Source organism: Brevibacillus centrosporus (assembly GCF_046622605.1).
Classification (GTDB): Bacteria; Bacillota; Bacilli; order Brevibacillales; family Brevibacillaceae; genus Brevibacillus; species Brevibacillus centrosporus.
On the sequence record NZ_CP176856.1, the window covers coordinates 4,569,078 to 4,585,000 of the forward strand.

General features: G+C 51.8%; 14 protein-coding genes and 1 rRNA gene (1 of these 15 only partly in view). 5 read left to right on the forward strand and 10 right to left on the reverse strand.

Features of this window, described 5'->3' with window-relative positions; translation table 11 throughout:
* Positions 1-14: 14 nt before the first annotated feature.
* From ACLIN2_RS23060 to ACLIN2_RS23070, 3 genes are all read right to left on the reverse strand, one after another.
* Positions 15-1,160: a branched-chain amino acid ABC transporter substrate-binding protein gene (locus ACLIN2_RS23060; RefSeq protein ID WP_411502249.1), complete on the reverse strand. Its 1,146-nt coding sequence runs from the start codon at positions 1,158-1,160 to the stop codon at positions 15-17.
* Positions 1,161-1,181: 21 nt separating this feature from the next.
* Positions 1,182-2,846 carry a peptide ABC transporter substrate-binding protein gene (locus ACLIN2_RS23065; protein ID WP_411502250.1) on the reverse strand — a complete coding sequence of 555 codons (1,665 nt, stop codon included), beginning with the start codon at positions 2,844-2,846 and terminating at the stop codon, positions 1,182-1,184.
* A gap of 232 nt (positions 2,847-3,078) precedes the next feature.
* Positions 3,079-4,146: a M24 family metallopeptidase gene (locus ACLIN2_RS23070; protein WP_411502251.1), complete on the reverse strand. Its 1,068-nt coding sequence runs from the start codon at positions 4,144-4,146 to the stop codon at positions 3,079-3,081.
* Between the two features lie 191 nt (positions 4,147-4,337).
* Here ACLIN2_RS23070 and ACLIN2_RS23075 point away from each other — a divergent pair, with 191 nt between their 5' ends.
* The 5 genes from ACLIN2_RS23075 to ACLIN2_RS23095 all read left to right on the forward strand — a co-directional run bounded on the left by ACLIN2_RS23075 (position 4,338) and on the right by ACLIN2_RS23095 (position 7,316).
* Positions 4,338-4,610 (forward strand): (2Fe-2S)-binding protein, encoded by a 273-nt coding sequence (locus ACLIN2_RS23075; protein WP_400588578.1) that lies wholly within the window; start codon positions 4,338-4,340, stop codon positions 4,608-4,610.
* Positions 4,607-4,942: a (2Fe-2S)-binding protein gene (locus tag ACLIN2_RS23080; RefSeq protein ID WP_092274392.1), complete on the forward strand. Its 336-nt coding sequence runs from the start codon at positions 4,607-4,609 to the stop codon at positions 4,940-4,942. The genes ACLIN2_RS23075 and ACLIN2_RS23080 overlap by 4 nt, the downstream gene beginning before the upstream one ends.
* Complete coding sequence (locus ACLIN2_RS23085) at positions 4,939-6,135, forward strand: NAD(P)/FAD-dependent oxidoreductase (protein ID WP_411502252.1); 1,197 nt, start codon at positions 4,939-4,941, stop codon at positions 6,133-6,135. The genes ACLIN2_RS23080 and ACLIN2_RS23085 overlap by 4 nt, the downstream gene beginning before the upstream one ends.
* A 137-nt stretch (positions 6,136-6,272) precedes the next feature.
* Positions 6,273-6,695, forward strand: a complete 423-nt coding sequence (locus ACLIN2_RS23090) for a VOC family protein (RefSeq protein WP_411502253.1) — start codon at positions 6,273-6,275, stop codon at positions 6,693-6,695.
* Between the two features lie 30 nt (positions 6,696-6,725).
* Complete coding sequence (locus tag ACLIN2_RS23095; RefSeq protein WP_411502254.1) at positions 6,726-7,316, forward strand: TetR/AcrR family transcriptional regulator; 591 nt, start codon at positions 6,726-6,728, stop codon at positions 7,314-7,316.
* Positions 7,317-7,320: 4 nt separating this feature from the next.
* On the opposite strand, the gene ACLIN2_RS23100 is transcribed toward ACLIN2_RS23095, so the two are convergent.
* The 7 genes from ACLIN2_RS23100 to ACLIN2_RS23130 all read right to left on the reverse strand — a co-directional run.
* The gene (locus tag ACLIN2_RS23100) at positions 7,321-8,148 is read right to left on the reverse strand and encodes a carbohydrate ABC transporter permease (RefSeq protein WP_092274381.1); all 828 of its coding nucleotides are present in this window, start codon (positions 8,146-8,148) and stop codon (positions 7,321-7,323) included.
* A gap of 14 nt (positions 8,149-8,162) precedes the next feature.
* Positions 8,163-9,455 carry a carbohydrate ABC transporter permease gene (locus ACLIN2_RS23105; protein ID WP_411502255.1) on the reverse strand — a complete coding sequence of 431 codons (1,293 nt, stop codon included), beginning with the start codon at positions 9,453-9,455 and terminating at the stop codon, positions 8,163-8,165.
* A gap of 115 nt (positions 9,456-9,570) precedes the next feature.
* On the reverse strand, positions 9,571-10,920 hold the full coding sequence (locus ACLIN2_RS23110) for an ABC transporter substrate-binding protein (protein ID WP_327932927.1): 1,350 nt from the start codon (positions 10,918-10,920) through the stop codon (positions 9,571-9,573).
* Positions 10,921-10,981: 61 nt separating this feature from the next.
* Entirely contained in the window at positions 10,982-12,040 is a 1,059-nt protein-coding gene (locus ACLIN2_RS23115; RefSeq protein WP_411502256.1) for a Gfo/Idh/MocA family protein, read from the reverse strand.
* 10 nt (positions 12,041-12,050) lie between these two features.
* On the reverse strand, positions 12,051-13,019 hold the full coding sequence (locus ACLIN2_RS23120) for a sugar phosphate isomerase/epimerase family protein (RefSeq protein ID WP_301173594.1): 969 nt from the start codon (positions 13,017-13,019) through the stop codon (positions 12,051-12,053).
* A gap of 60 nt (positions 13,020-13,079) precedes the next feature.
* Positions 13,080-14,099, reverse strand: coding sequence for a LacI family DNA-binding transcriptional regulator (locus ACLIN2_RS23125; RefSeq protein WP_411504583.1), 1,020 nt, complete (start codon positions 14,097-14,099; stop codon positions 13,080-13,082).
* A 205-nt stretch (positions 14,100-14,304) separates the two neighbouring features.
* A 23S ribosomal RNA gene (locus tag ACLIN2_RS23130) occupies positions 14,305-15,923 on the reverse strand (it continues 1,309 nt past the right edge of the window).

Below are 15,923 nucleotides of genomic sequence, written 5' to 3' on the forward strand. Positions count from 1 at the left end.
ACCTTCCCTTTCCGTTATTTGGCCAAGGTGAACTTGCCGCCTGCCACTTTCAAAACCGCGAAATTGGAGGTATCCAGCGTATTCTGCGCGTTGAAGGAAATAGTTTGGCCGAGCGCTTTGAAGTCTTTCGTCTCTTTTATTGCCTTTTTAAGCGCGTCATGGTCCGTGGAGTTTGCACGTTTCAATGCATCTGCGAGCAGATTGACCGCGTTGTAGCTGAGAGCGGAGAATGGTCCGGGTGCCAGGTTACTATACGTTTGCTTGTACTCTGTCGTGAAGGCTTCTGCGCCCGGGATAAACTCCGCAGTCGGCGTGGCGGTGATGAGCAGCCCTTCCGCTTGATCCGCTCCTGCTATTTTGATGATGTCTTCGCTAAAAGAACCGTCTCCGACCATGAACAGTCCAGAGACGCCTTTTTGCTTGAACTGCTTCACCATCAAGCCACCTGCTGCATAATAGCCAGTGAAGTAGGTAGCATCGGGAGCAATCCCTTTCAATTTGGTAGCGAGGGCGCTGAAATCTTTTTCTTCGGGGTTAATGGCTTCATAGGCGACAACAGTTCCTCCCGACTTTTCCACAGCTGCTTTGGCGAAATCGGCGAGATCTTTGGCGTAGGCCGAATTGTCATGAACCAGCGCGACCTTTTTCGCCTGACCTGCAGCCATGTAATCGGCAGCCGTTTGGGCTTGGTCGGGAGTCAATCCGTTGATTAAAAACAGGGTGTCGTAGCCTTGTGCAGGTAATTTTGCGGAGTTGGCGGCAGGAACAATCATCGGAATATTGGCATTTTTAAAGACACCAGAGGAAGGCAGTGTCGCACCGGAGCAATATCCTCCCACAACCGCAACCACATTTTGCGACACGAGCTTGTTTGCCGCTGTAGTTGCCATCTGCGGATCGCAGCCGTCATCCGCAACTTCGATTTTCAATTTTTTGCCGAGCACGCCGCCGCCATCATTGATCTTTTTGACAGCCATTTGGATGGCATTTTGCATGTCTTTTCCGTCTGTGGCGTTGTTTCCCGTCACCGGCAGCAGCACCCCAACCAATATGTCATCCCCGCCAGACGCACCGGATGACTGCCCTTGGTTCGCACACCCTGCCACACCTAGCGATAGCGTCAATAACGCAGCCGTAATCACGCTTGCCCATTTTCTCATACCCATACCCCCGCTTGAATATTATTCGATGTACGCCCATTTCCAATCGATCGCGCCCAGTCCGTCCTGATAGACTCCTTTGACCCTGTCATTTTTCACCCATGTGTGCGTGTAGAAGTAAATCGGCATGATCGGCATTTCCTCCATCATGATCTTCTCGGCTTCTCCCAAAATAGCTTTGCGCTTTTCCAGATCTCCCTCCGTCGCTGACTGATTCAACAGCTCCTTGAACTTCGGATTTTCCCAGCGCGTATCGTTATTTCCTCCATTTTTATCCTTGAACAGCTCCAGGAAGTTGATCGGATCGTTAAAGTCACCTGACCAGCCGAGGCGGCCGACCTGGTAGTTTCCTTCATGCATCGTCTCGAGGTAGACCTTCCACTCCTGGTTTTCCAGCTTCACGTCGGCGCCGAGGTTTTTCCGCCACTGATCCTGGATGGCTTCTGCGATCTTTTTGTGACCTTCCGAGGTGTTATAGATGAGCGTGATGGGAGGCAGCTTGGTCATTCCCAGCTCTTTTAACCCTTCGTCCAGCAGCTGCTTGGCTGTCTCTTGATCGTTGTCCTTGAAGTAGCCGCCCTGATTGAGCGCCATCGTTGGAGGAACGGCTGCCATCGCAGGCTGTTCATTTGCCTGCAGAACGTTATCGATCAGTGTTTGCCGATTGATAGAGTAGGCAAAGGCTTTACGAATTTTAACATTATTAAAAGGTGGTTGCTCTGTGTTGAACTTATACCAATAGGTAGCGCCTACTGGCTTCACCTGCAGCTTGCCACTGTCTTTTAAAGCCGGCATCGCATCTTTAGGCAATGCACTGAGCGGCGATCCCGCCCAGTCGATTTCTCCATTTTCAAACATGGACAGCTCTGTGTTTTCATCCTCTACCATCGAGAAATTGATTTTGTCCAGTTTTACATTGTCCTTGTCCCAGTAATTTTCGTTTTTGACCATCACCATCTTGCTTTTGTGATCCCAGGTCTCCAGCTTGAATGGGCCGTTGCCTAAATGCGTTTTGGCATCCCCCGCCCAATTCGGATTTGATTCAACGAGCTTTTTATTTACCGGGAAATAAGTTTGGAAGGCAGTCAGCTCCAGGAAAAATGGCGTGGGATTTGCCAATTCCACCTTCAAGGTCTTGTCATCAACTGCTTTTACACCGACATCCTCCAGGCTTCCCTCACCCTTGTTGGCTTTTTCCGCATTCTTGATGTAGTAGAGCTGATAGGCATAGTTGGAAGCTGTTTTCGGATCCAATGCACGCTTCCAGGCGTACTCAAAGTCATGTGCGGTCACCGGCTCTCCGTTGCTCCACTTGGACTCTCGTAAGGTAAACGTGTATGTTTTCAGATCTTCCGAGACATCGATCTTTTCGGCAACTGCCTCTACCGGCTTGCCTTCGGGACCAATCCTCGTCAATCCATCAAAAAGCGCTTTGGTGACGGCTGCTGAAGTCGTATCCTCCGCTAAGCCCGGATCTGCTGACGGTGGCTCGGAGTGAAGATTCCAGCGCAAAACCTGCTCGGCCTTTGGCTTTTCCGCTGGTGCAGGCTGTGAACCTCCCTGTGGCTGTGTTTGCGTTTGCCCTGAATCAGCAGGCTGGGATACTTGCTGCCCTCCCCCACATCCTGCCAGCGCTGCACCCAGCATCGCTACACTGCTGATGAGAGCGAATAAACTTTTTTTCACACGATCAACCCCTCTATTTTGGATTAGGCGAAACTTTTGCAATTTACAGAAAATGCAAGAGATATGCCAACGGCCTCGCAGGCAAGTGCGTGCTAGCACCTCAAGATTGACCGTGTCTAATTTTTTATACACAAACGTGTCTATTGCTCAGATTATTAGACAGTACATTTTAACTAAAGCAAAAACCCCCGACTGCTCTTTCCCAGCCGAGGGTCCTCTCCAACTTTTCGTATTACAAAACGATCAAATCACGGGGCGAATGTGTGAGAACCACGTTGCCCACCTCTGTCACCACGAGATCATCCTCGATTCTTACACCGCCTATTTCCGGAAGATAGATTCCCGGTTCTACGGTCAGTACCATGCCCGGTTGGAGAATGGCCGTACATCTCGTTGACATGAATGGCTCCTCGTGAATATCGAGGCCAACACCATGCCCCATCCCGTGACCAAAACGCTCTCCGTAGCCTTTTTCGGCAATAAAGTCGCGAGCAAAGGCATCCGCATCTTTTCCGGAAATCCCGGGACGAATCCCTGCTACCGCACGATTCCGAGCTTCCAAGACAATTTGATAGATTTCCTTCAGCTGATCGGAGGGATGGCCAACTGCCACAGTACGGGTAATATCGGAGCGATAGCCCTGATACAAAGCTCCAAAGTCCATCGTGACCATATCCCCTGGCTGGATCACTTTCTCGCTCGCTACTCCATGCGGCAACGCTGAACGATGACCCGAAGCGATGATCATATCAAAAGCAGAGCCGGCTGCTCCTTGTTTTCGCATGAACATTTCCAGCTGATTGGACACATCCAGCTCCGTGATCCCAGAACGAAGGAAGCTGGTAATATGGGCAAATGCCGCATCTGCAATCTGTGCTGCCGTACGGATTTTCCCTAATTCCTCGGCAGTTTTGATCATTCGCAGGCCTTCGATCACACCAGATGTCGCAACGAGCTCACTTTTTACCGCCTCTGCATATTTGCGATGCAGCGAATAGGTCAGGTTGTCTTCTTCAAAGCCGAGTCTGGTGATCCCCATCTCTTCTGCCATACGAGCGACTTCACTGTACACGGATTCCTTTGCAGCCAAAAACACGATTTCGAAATCCGCAGCCTGGGCTTGTGCCTGTGCGGTATAGCGGAAGTCCGTCAGCAGCTTCGCTTGATCCTGTGAAATAAGAACAACGCCGTACGTCCCTGTAAAATTGGTCAAATAACGCCGATTTTGTCCGTTGGTCACCAGCATTCCGTCGATTCCTGCTGCCTCGAACTGCTGGCGAAGCTTCTTCAATTTCTCCATCTACGTCATCCCTCTCATGCCTGTTTTTCAGGCAGTCTCTTTCATTGTCTGATCTAGCAAGCATTATGCCAGCATCTCTTTTTTAGGCATTCTCTTTGCTTCTGCATTTTCCTTCTCCCTGCACCTTCTCTCGCCAGGATGGCATGACACTTGCATTTTCATTCGCACAAGATCGAAAGGAGGACAGCATCATGGACACACATCAGCTGATTGTCTGTCGTTGTGAAGAAGTATCCCTGGCTGAGCTTATAGAGACAGCCGAAGCCTACCAGTGCAGTGCCCGGGAGCTAAAGCTGCGAACACGCGCGGGGATGGGCTGCTGTGGAGGTCGTACCTGCCGAGTGCTGGTTGATCAGGTAATCGAGAAAGTAACGGGCCAAACACCCTCTCATACCGTACCGCTCGGATATCAGCCGCCCGTACGCCCCCTGTCTTTTCAACTCATGGGAGGTCGAAATAAATGAGTCAGCGAATTGTTCATCATCCTGTCTTGGGGTCCTTGACGCTTGGGGAACCGTTGCATTTTATCTTTAATGGAGATTCCTACACTGCCTACGAAGGGGAGACTATCGCGGCCGCGCTGCTTGCCGCAGGTGTCCGTACACTGCGTGTGCACGAAGAAAAAGGGACCCCTCGAGGGATTTACTGCAATATCGGTCATTGCTATGAATGCCGGGTGCACGTCGATGGTGTTCCCACTGTTCGCGCTTGTATGACCTTAGTGAAGGACGGGATGAACGTCAGTGCAGGGACAGTGCTGCCTACTCCACTGAAAAAAGGAGGGCACCCCTCATGATCGATGCTCTCATCATTGGTGCTGGACCTGCCGGCTTATCAGCAGCCATTGCCTGTGCCAAACAAGATTTGTCCGTAGTCGTCATCGATGAGTTTTACCGTGCCGGTGGACGGCTTCTCGGTCAGCTGCATCAGGAACCGGATGGCACCTGGTGGAATGGTGTCGAGGAAGCTCTGCGGCTGGACCTTGAGGCGCGTACGCTCGGCGTCGATATACGCTGCGGGGTGTCTGTCTATGATGTAGCCCCCACGACGGATGGCTGGAATGTCTCTACCACTGCAGGCGAAATGGAAACACCCCTGCTGCTGATCGCAACCGGGGCTTCTGAAACGGCCGTACCAGTACCTGGGTGGACTTTGCCAGGCGTCATGTCCATCGGCGCTGCCCAAGTCATGACCAATGTGCAGCGCGTGCGTGTAGGCGAGCGCGGAGTCGTGATCGGGGTCAACATTCTCTCCGTGGCTATCGCTCGAGAGCTGCAGCTCGCAGGGATCCAGATCGATCGGATGATTCTCCCTCCTGCTTCATCCATCACCGGAAATGCTGGACTCCCTGAAGAAGTCATGCGTGCCCTGCTGCGAGTCGCTCATCTGGCCCCATCCCCTTTGCTTCGCTGGGGGAGTCGGTTCATGCACAGCCATTGGATGCAAAGCTTGGCTGTTCGTCTTTATCCTTCCTGTGGCTTCACTATGTGGGACATTCCCATTCAGCTGCGCACAGCTGCTCTGGAAATCGTTGGGATGGCTCAAGTCGAAGGGGTACGGATCGCGCAAATAACCCCGGACGGTCAGCCCATCTTTGGAACGGAACAGCTCATACCTGCTGATTTCGTCTGTATAGCAGGAGGATTGAGCCCACTCGCCGAACTTGCTGCGATCGCAGGCTGTCCATTTGCCTATGTGCCTTCACTCGGCGGTCACGTACCGATCCACAACGACCAGATGCAAACGGCATTGCCTGGTCTTTTCGTAGCTGGAAACATAACCGGAGTCGAAAGTGCCAAGGTAGCGATGGCACAGGGGAAAGTCGCAGGACTCTCCATGGCGCATGCCCGCGGTGCCTTGACTGACCTCTCTCCGCTGACGGACGCTATTCGGGAAGTAAAGGCCGTACGGCAACGAGCCACGATCCAGTTTCATCCGGAAATTGATCACGGGCGCGCTCTTGTTGAAAAGCTGGCGCTGGCTCCATAGCACGCCTTCACTTGGAAGAGGGGATTCAGCCTTTGCTGTGTCCCCTCTTCTTTTTTCGTGTTTTTGCAATTTGCTATTCACATACATACTGTTTGTATGTTAAATTGGTACCATCTACCATATAAGGGGTGATTGATATGCAGATTTCCAGTTCATACCCTGTCATTCTGACAGAACAGGTTGCTGACAGCTCCCGCTTTTACACTGACTATTTTGGCTTTGTGCCTGCGTTTGAATCGGATTGGTACGTGAGTCTGAAAAACGATCAGACGGAGCACTCCTTTGAGTTAGCTATCTTGGATGCGTCACACGCTACCATTCCTGATGGGTACCGCAAAACCACGCAAGGTCTCATCCTCAATTTTGAAGTAGACAATGTGGATGCGGAATACGAGCGTCTGATTGTCCAATCAGGACTCCCTCTGCATCTGGATATCCGCGACGAAGCTTTCGGTCAACGCCATTTCATCACGTCCGATCCGAATGGGGTCTTGATCGATGTCATCACCGTCATCCCCCCTTCGGAAGCATTCCTTCTCCAATACGTAGAGAACGATTGACCCGATAGGAACAAATAAGGAGACCTCATCATGAAACGATCAAAAGAAGAACAAAAAAAGGCGACCATCCGCAAGCTGACAGAAGTAGCCAGAGTACATTTTTCCGCGCACGGGTATGCCGAGGCTTCCACGGAGGAAATGGTCCAGGAGGCTGGGTTGACTCGGGGAGCGCTTTACCATCATTTTGGCAACAAGGAAGGCTTGTTTCATGCAGTTCTCGCCATGGTGCAAGCAGAAATCGCACAACAGGTAGAATCTGAAGCAGCACAAAGCGAAGATCTATGGGAGCAGCTGGTTCTGGGGTGCCGCGCCTTTGTATCCGCTGCGGTCGAAAGTCCCAATAGGCGAATTCTGCTTATAGATGGCCCATCCGTGCTGGGCTGGGAAAGCTGGCGCCAGATGGACCAGGAACATTCCATGCGGTTGCTGCACGAGCAGCTGCTGCTCATCGACGAGCAAGGCGGTCTCAAGCCTGTGTCGATCCCCGCTCTCACTCATCTCCTCTCTGGCGCCATGAATGAGGCCGCACTCTGGATAGCCCAGATGCCCGACCAGCAGCATGCTCTCATCGAGACTACAGCATCGCTTCGCCTGATGCTGGATGGATTCAAAGCACAATAGCGACTCACTCTTTCACTGCGCCGGAAGTCAAACCAGAGATAATCCGTCGCTGGAAAATCAGCACCATGATGACCAAAGGCACAGTCACGATGATCGACGCTGCGGAGATTTCCCCCCAAGGAATCGTAAACATTCCTTGGAACATCACGATCCCCACAGGAACTGTCTTCATCGCTTCCTGCGTATTGAGCGTCAAGGCAAACAAGAACTCATTCCACGCCGCGATAAAGACGAGAATCGCTGTCGTAAATACACCTGGCATCGCCAGCGGAAAGAACACCCTGGTCATGGTCTGCCAAATGCTAGCGCCGTCTACTTTGGCAGCCTCCCCCAAATCCACGGGAATTTTGCGGAAAAAGATGGTCAGATTCCAGATCGCCAAAGGCAGCGCAAAGGTCGTATACGGGATAATCAAACCGAGGTAGCTGTTCGTCAGCCCCATCGATTGCATGAACATGAAAATGGGAGAAATCGTAGCGATTTGCGGGAACATCGAGACAGCAAGCACGATTCCGAGGATGATCGTTTTGCCGCGAAACGACAGCCATGCGATCGCATACGCCGCAAAGGAAGCAATCGTAATCGAGTACAAAGTTGTCAGTGTCGCCACAACTGTCGAGTTCCACAGATACCTGGCAAACGGCCGCTCTGTGAATACCCTGACAAAATTGTCAAAGCTGGGGTTTAAGATGATAAATTGAAAGGCCCTCTCTCCAAACAGCTCACTTGGCGGCTTCAAAGCGGCGATGAGAATCCATAAAAACGGAAACATCACAATAAAGATAAAAAGGACCAAAAAGATATAGAACAACGGACCCGCCTTTTTCTGCATGCCTTCCTCCCTCCTTATCTTCCGCCGCTTTCGCCCAAGAGGTCTGCTCCCAGGATTTTGATATAGCCCATGGAGATCAACGCCACACATAAAAACACGATGATCGCGAGTGCCGAGCCTTCGCCAAAGCTCATTTGGGCAAACATCGTTTTGTACGCCAGGATAGAGATGGTTTCGGTCGAATTGGCCGGGCCGCCTCCTGTCAAAGCGTAGATCAAGTCAAAAACCCGGAAGGCATCGAGCGTGCGAAACAGCAAGGAAACAAGCAGTGTGGACTTGAGCATCGGCAGCGTAATCCGGAAAAACTGCTGAACGCGGCTGGCTCCGTCTACCTGTGCCGCCTCATAGAGACTATAGGGAATCGTTTGCAGTCCAGCAAACAGCAGCAGCGCCATGAATGGTGTCGTTTTCCAGACATCCGCTAAAATCACGGAGAACATCGCTCCTGCTTTTGTCGTCAAGAGAACACCCATGTTTGACACCAGCCCTGTCACTTCAAAGAGATGCGCGACAATTCCATTTTGTCCATCGTATAAATACTTCCACATCATCGCAGAAATCACAGTTGGGATCGCCCAAGGAATGAGAACCGTCGCCCGAACCAGCCCTCGCCCCGCGAACTGCTTGTTGATCAACAGGGCAATCCACAGCCCGAGTACCAGCTCAATCGCTACCGAGACTACGGTAAAAAACAGCGTGTTATACAAGGCACCCCACATCCTGCTATCCGTCAGGAACTTCTTGTAGTAGGCAAAGCCTACGTAATTCGGTTCAATGACGGATGACGAGATCCCCTGTACTACTCCCGTGGCTCCCTCTGGCTTGCTCAGTTGTTTTTGCTTCCCCATTTCATCGAGGGTCGTCCCGATCGCTGCGAGTGTAGACTGGATCGATTCCATCTGCTCACTCGTAAGCTCTACGTACTTCAGCTCGTTTGGGACAGGCTTGAACTCTAGCAGCAGCTGATCTATTCTCTCGTATCGTGCGGCGATTTCGCCCGTTTGCTGCAGTGTCGCATTCATTTGTTCTGTCTGCTGTCGTAGGGACAGCAGCTGTTCCTTGGCAGCTCCCTGCGCCGTGTCCGCTTCCTTTTTCAAATAGCGCAGCAAATTGGGCAAGGTGTTGACGTATCTCTCCATATCCAATCCATACGAGGTGTGCACCTCTGTTTTCGTCGGATCATTCAGTCGAATATCGTGCAGGCTAATCCAAAAAGAACGCATGACGGGCCAGATAGCAATGATGAGAATGATCACGATGGCGGGTAGTATCAATAAATAGCCCATCTGCTTTTCCGAAAGCTTCATCCGTTCACCCTCTTTTTCGCCGTTGTCATGATTGGTGCGTCGTTTCGAAGATAGAGGACTCCCGGGAAAGCAGCACTGGCCTCCCGGGAGCAACCCCTTCCCTTGCGATTCTCCGTTATTTTTTCATTAAAGCGTTCATTTGGGTTTCCATGTTCTTCGCAGCTTGCTCAGCCGTTTGCTGACCTGCGAGTGCTTTCGATACCTCGATCTGGATGACTTCCGAAATTTTCGGATAGATCGGGGTGGTTGGACGAGATACCGCTGCGCTTACGCCGTCGACGAAGTCTTTGTTTGCAAACAATGGGCTTGCCTTTTGGACGTCGGCTTCATCGTATGCAGGCAAATACGTCGGAGCGAGGCCACCGTGAACAGCAGATATTTTTTGACCTTCTGGACCTGTCATGAACTTCAGGAATTCCCATGCTTCTTTTGGATGCTTGGTGAACTTGTTGATCCCGCCCATCCAGCCGCCGAGCGCTGCTGCTGAACCCGCATCACCAGCCGGCAGTGGAGCGATTGCTACTTTGTCTACGATTTTGGATTGTGTTTGATCCTGTGCCATGGCGAATTGATACGGCCAGTTGCGAACGAACGGAGATTGGCCCTCGAGGAATGTGGTATGCGATTCTGTTTCTGTAAATGTGGTGATGTTTTTGGGGACGAAGTCAGACTTTACGATCTCCATCATTTTTTGCAAGCCTTTAATGGTTCCCGGGTTGTTTACGGCGACGTTTCCTTGTTCATCGAGAATTTTTCCACCGTATGCCGCGCTGAATTCGACGAAGTTACATACGAGCCCTTCATACTGCTTGGCTTGCATCAGATACCCGAACTTGAACCCGTCTTTGCCATTTAAAGCTTTTGCCTGCTTGATCAGGTCATCCCATGTCTTCGGTGCTTCTTTTACCATATCCTTGCGATAGAAGAGGAGACCGGCGTCGATGAACTTCGGCATGGTCCACTGCTGTCCACCGAAGTTTCCAGCGTCCATCGCGCCTTTAATGTATTTTCCTGTATCGATATTATCCTGCTCCATGAGTCGATCCAGAGGCAAAAGGTAGCCCGCTTGAGCGAATTCCGCCGGCCAGATTACATCGAGGTCAAACACGTCTATCTCGGAAGACTGCGCGCTGAACATCGTGACGTATTGATCATGGCTTTGTCCGGTGTCAGACGGCATTTCGCGGATTTCCACTTCGATATCGGGATGTGCGGCAGTAAAGGCCTCAACCAGCTTCTTCGTAGAATCGGTGGAATCCTTTCCGCGCGCGTATACCAGTTTGACTTTTTCAGCTGCGGGTGCTGGCTCGGTCTTGGGTGTTTCAGCAGGTGCAGGTGTCTGTGCAGCTGGCTGCTGTGGAGCTGCTGCAGGTGCGGATTGCTGTGGAGCGCTTGAACACGCGGCTAAAGAGAAAAGCATGGAAAAGGTCAGACCAACAGATGTAAGCCCTTTCAATAATTTCATTTTATGGACCCCCTTATTCGATTTTTACGAGGCCCCCCTAAAGGAGTGCCTCATCACAGCCTTACAATCGGATTGCCTCACCTGTCGCAGCAGATGCGTAAATCGCCTCGATCAAGCGATTGATGTACAGCGCTTGCTCCGGTGTGCAAAGAGGAGTTGCGGAACCTTCCAAGGAGTCGATAAAGTTCTGAAACAGCTTTACTCGTTCTTTTTCCCGCTTTGGTATAATCTCGGTGGTAGCCGCTGTCCCGTTCCAATCCTGATACATGGTGAGCCGATCTTCCATCAGGTTGAGCGATGTTCCCCCTGCTTGCCCGTACAGATGGAGGAAAACGTTTTCCTTTTCAATATGAGAAGCCCAGCTCGCATCCAGTGTGAGAGTCAACCCATTTTCGAACGTAATCATCGCTACTGCCATGTCTTCTACGTCAAAGGTACCGTTCTCGTCACGCCGCCCCCACTCTGACAGGCCCTTCTTATCTGGTCCGAACTGTGCGTAGGTCTGCCCGAGAACCGACACCGGCTTTGGATGACCGAGCAGCCACAGCGTCAGGTCCAGCATATGTACCCCAATGTCGATCAGCGGTCCACCCCCTGCCAGCTCTTTTTGGGTAAACCAGCTGCCCCAGCCAGGAATGCCGTTTCGCCTGACCCAGCCTGTCTTCGCGTGATAGACCTGTCCCAGCTTGCCCTCCATCAACAGATTTTTGACGTACTGTGCGTCGCTGCGAAAACGGTTGTTCTGTGCTACCATCAGTATTTTGCCTGCCTGCGCTGCTGCTTGGATCATTTCTTCAGCTTGTGCGACGTTCATCGCCATCGGCTTTTCGCACAGCGTGTGTTTGCCTGCTGCCAGGGCTTCCATAGCCGTTTCCGCGTGCAAGTAATTGGGAACGCAGATGACGACTGCATTCACCTCTGGATTTTTCAGCAGCTCCCTGTAATCCGTATAGACTTGTGGAATCGTATGCCGAGCTGCCCGGTTTGATGCTACTTCCCGCGATACGTCTGCGATCGCCACTACCTCTGCCCTGGGCTCATCCTTGATCGCTTCGAGATGTGCCTCTGAGATCCCGCCCGATCCAATAATCCCAATCTTCCATTTTTTTGTATTTGTCATGCCCAGCCTCCTATACCCACCACAGATTGTTTACGGGCTCTCGCAAAATGACCTGTTTCAGATTGTGAACCGCTCGCTGGAAGCCTTCTTCAATCGACATGAGCGCATCCTCGTGTTCGATACTGACTACGTAATCATAGCCGTTCATCCGCAAAGCGCTCATCATATGGGCCCACGTTTGCTGATCGTGCCCGTAGCCTACCGTGCGGAAGTACCAGGCGCGTTCATTCAAATTGGCGTAGGAGTTCATGTCGGTCAGTCCGTACAGGTTGACTTTGTCCTGATCAATGTACGTATCCTTCGCATGGAAATGGTAGATCGCTTTTTCTTTCCCCAAAATCTTGATTGCCGCTACTGGATCAATGCCTTGCCACCACATGTGACTGGGATCGAAATTCGCGCCAATTCCTTCCCCTGCCTGTTCACGAAGCTTGAGCAGCGTCCCCGGCGTATGGACCAAGAAGCCTCCATGCAGCTCCAACGCTACTTTTACGTGATGGGAAACGGCGTACGCAGCCCATTCCTTCCAGTAAGGGATCAGTTTGTTTTCCCATTGCCAGGTCAAAACATCCCGGTATTCATTCGGCCAAGGTGCCACGGGCCAGTTTGGATAGACAGCTCCTTCATGATCGCCAGCCGTACCCGAAAAGCAATTGACGACGGGGACCTCGAGCTGCTCTGCCAGCCTCACAGTTTGGACAAACGTCTCATGGGACTCACGCGCGAACTTCTTGTCGGGAGTCAATGGATTGCCGTGGCAGCTGAGCGCACTGATGATCAAGCCGCGATCTTCAACTGCTTTTTTGTAGGCACGAACCTTCTCCGGGTTGTCCAGCAGCTCCTCCACATTGCAATGGGCATCTCCGGGATATCCGCCTGTTCCGATTTCTACTGCTTCCAAGCCTGCCGCTTGCACGTGGTCCAGCATTTCCTCAAACGACTTTTCACCGAATAACACCGTAAATACTCCAAGCTTCACACTTCTTCACCCCTTTTCTTGACATGCACACTATCTATGTTCTTTTTCTTGATGCTGTTTTCATCGAATGGCCCTCACACTTTGCCGGATCACGAGATCGTGCGGAACCGTGCTCAATCGCTCAAATGGCTCATTGCGCAGCTGCTTCAGCAGTTTTTCCCCTGCGGCGCGACCGTACATATAAGGATCGTTGTGAATGGTTGTCAGCATCGGTCTTGCCAATGAAGCCATTTCCAGATTGTCAAAGCCCATGACAGACACATCGTCCGGCACGCGTATTCCCGCGTCGTGCAAATAGTTCAAGACACCGACTGCCATGAGATCGGTAGCGACAAAAATAGCTGTCGGGAGCTCATTCTCATGCTCATTTTCTTCAAAGATTTTTTTGACCGCTTCGTAGGCACTCTTGGGTGTAAAGTCGCCCTCCACCGCAAAGCCATCGGGAACGTTCAAGCCATGCGTCCTCATCGCTTTCCGGTATCCTCCCATCCTGTCCAGCCCACATGGCGGATCCCAAAGCGGCCCCGATACACAGGCGATGCGTCGATGCCCCTGAGAAATCAAATAGGCTGTAGCGTCATAGGCAGCTTGCACATTGTTCACGTTTACGGTAGGAACCTGATAGCCGTGCAAATCATGGCCGGTTACGACCATAGGAACCTCCATTTCATGCAAGTGCTGAATATGGCCTTCGAGAAAGTGAATGCTTGCCAGGATCACGCCATCAATCTGCTTTTCCTTGAATAGCCGCAAGTACTTCAATTCCTTTTCGACGGCTTCATCAGAGATCGCCAAAAACATGCTGTAATCGTATTCGCTGATGACACTGTCGATCCCGTAAATGAGGTTGGAATAGAAGCTATTGGATATATCAGGAATCATGACGCCGATGATCCGGGTTTCTTTGTTTACCAGACTTCTCGCTATGGCGTTGGGTTGAAAAGAAGTCTCCTCTACTGCTTTCATCACTTTTTCCCTCAGCTCGGGGCGAACAGGCTTGGAATTATTCAAAACTCTAGAGACAGTTGCGATCGATACGTTTGCTAGCTGCGCGATGTCTTTAATGGTAACTGCTATGATCGTTCACTCTCTTTCCCTTAATTAGGAAAACGATTTCCTACTCAAAAAATACACGCGCCCACTATTTTTGTCAATATTCAGTCAATTTACTTTTTTCGACAATGCCAAAAAGCTGCATTCGTCATTACTCGCCAAATGGAGTAATCGCGAATGCAGCTTTTCTAGTTCGTGCCTTCAAAACTGGATCTGCATGTTTGCTAAGAGTGTGGATAAGTCCTCGACCGATTAGTATTCGTCAGCTCCACGTGTTACCACGCTTCCACACCGAACCTATCAACCTCATCGTCTATGAGGGGTCTTACCAGCTTGCGCTGTGGGAAGTCTCATCTTGGAGGGGGCTTCACGCTTAGATGCTTTCAGCGCTTATCCCGTCCGCACATAGCTACCCAGCTGTGCCACTGGCGTGACAACTGGTGCACCAGCGGTGCGTCCATCCCGGTCCTCTCGTACTAAGGACAGCTCTCCTCAAACTTCCTACGCCCGCGACAGATAGGGACCGAACTGTCTCACGACGTTCTGAACCCAGCTCGCGTACCGCTTTAATGGGCGAACAGCCCAACCCTTGGGACCTACTTCAGCCCCAGGATGCGATGAGCCGACATCGAGGTGCCAAACCTCCCCGTCGATGTGGACTCTTGGGGGAGATAAGCCTGTTATCCCCAGGGTAGCTTTTATCCGTTGAGCGATGGCCCTTCCATGCGGAACCACCGGATCACTAAGCCCGACTTTCGTCCCTGCTCGACTTGTAGGTCTCGCAGTCAAGCTCCCTTCTGCCTTTACACTCTACGAATGATTTCCGACCATTCTGAGGGAACCTTTGGGCGCCTCCGTTACCTTTTGGGAGGCGACCGCCCCAGTCAAACTGCCCACCTGGCATGGTCCTCTCGCCCGATAAGGGCGACGAGTTAGAAACTCCGTACATCAAGGGTGGTATCCCACCGACAGCTCCACAGAGGCTGGCGCCCCTGCTTCTCAGCTTCCCACCTATCCTGTACATGATGCACAAAGTTCCAATACCAGGCTACAGTAAAGCTCCATGGGGTCTTTCCGTCTTGTCGCGGGTAACCTGCATCTTCACAGGTATTATGATTTCACCGGGTCTCTTGCCGAGACAGCGCCCAAGTCGTTACGCCTTTCGTGCGGGTCGGAACTTACCCGACAAGGAATTTCGCTACCTTAGGACCGTTATAGTTACGGCCGCCGTTTACTGGGGCTTCGGTTCAAAGCTTCGCTTGCGCTAACCCATCCCCTTAACCTTCCAGCACCGGGCAGGCGTCAGCCCCTATACTTCGCCTTGCGGCTTCGCAGAGACCTGTGTTTTTGCTAAACAGTCGCTTGGGCCTTTTCACTGCGGCCCCCTCGGGCTATTAACCCTACCGAGGCGCCCCTTCTCCCGAAGTTACGGGGCCATTTTGCCGAGTTCCTTAGCAAGAGTTATCCCGCGCACCTTAGGATTCTCTCCTCGCCTACCTGTGTCGGTTTGCGGTACGGGCACCTTGTTCCTCGCTAGACGCTTTTCTTGGCAGTGTGAAATCAGGGACTTCGGTACTAAAATTTCCCTCGCCATCACAGCTTGCCCTTATGGTGTGCGGATTTGCCTACACACCAGGCTTGCTGCTTGGACGGCCATCCAGTAGGCCGCTCACCCTATCCTCCTGCGTCACGCCACTCACTCAAGCGGAACAGAGGTGGTACAGGAATATCAACCTGTTGTCCATCGCCTACGCCTTTCGGCCTCAGCTTAGGTCCCGACTAACCCTGGGAGGACGAGCCTTCCCCAGGAAACCTTAGGCTTTCGGTGGACAAGATTCTCACTTGTCTTTT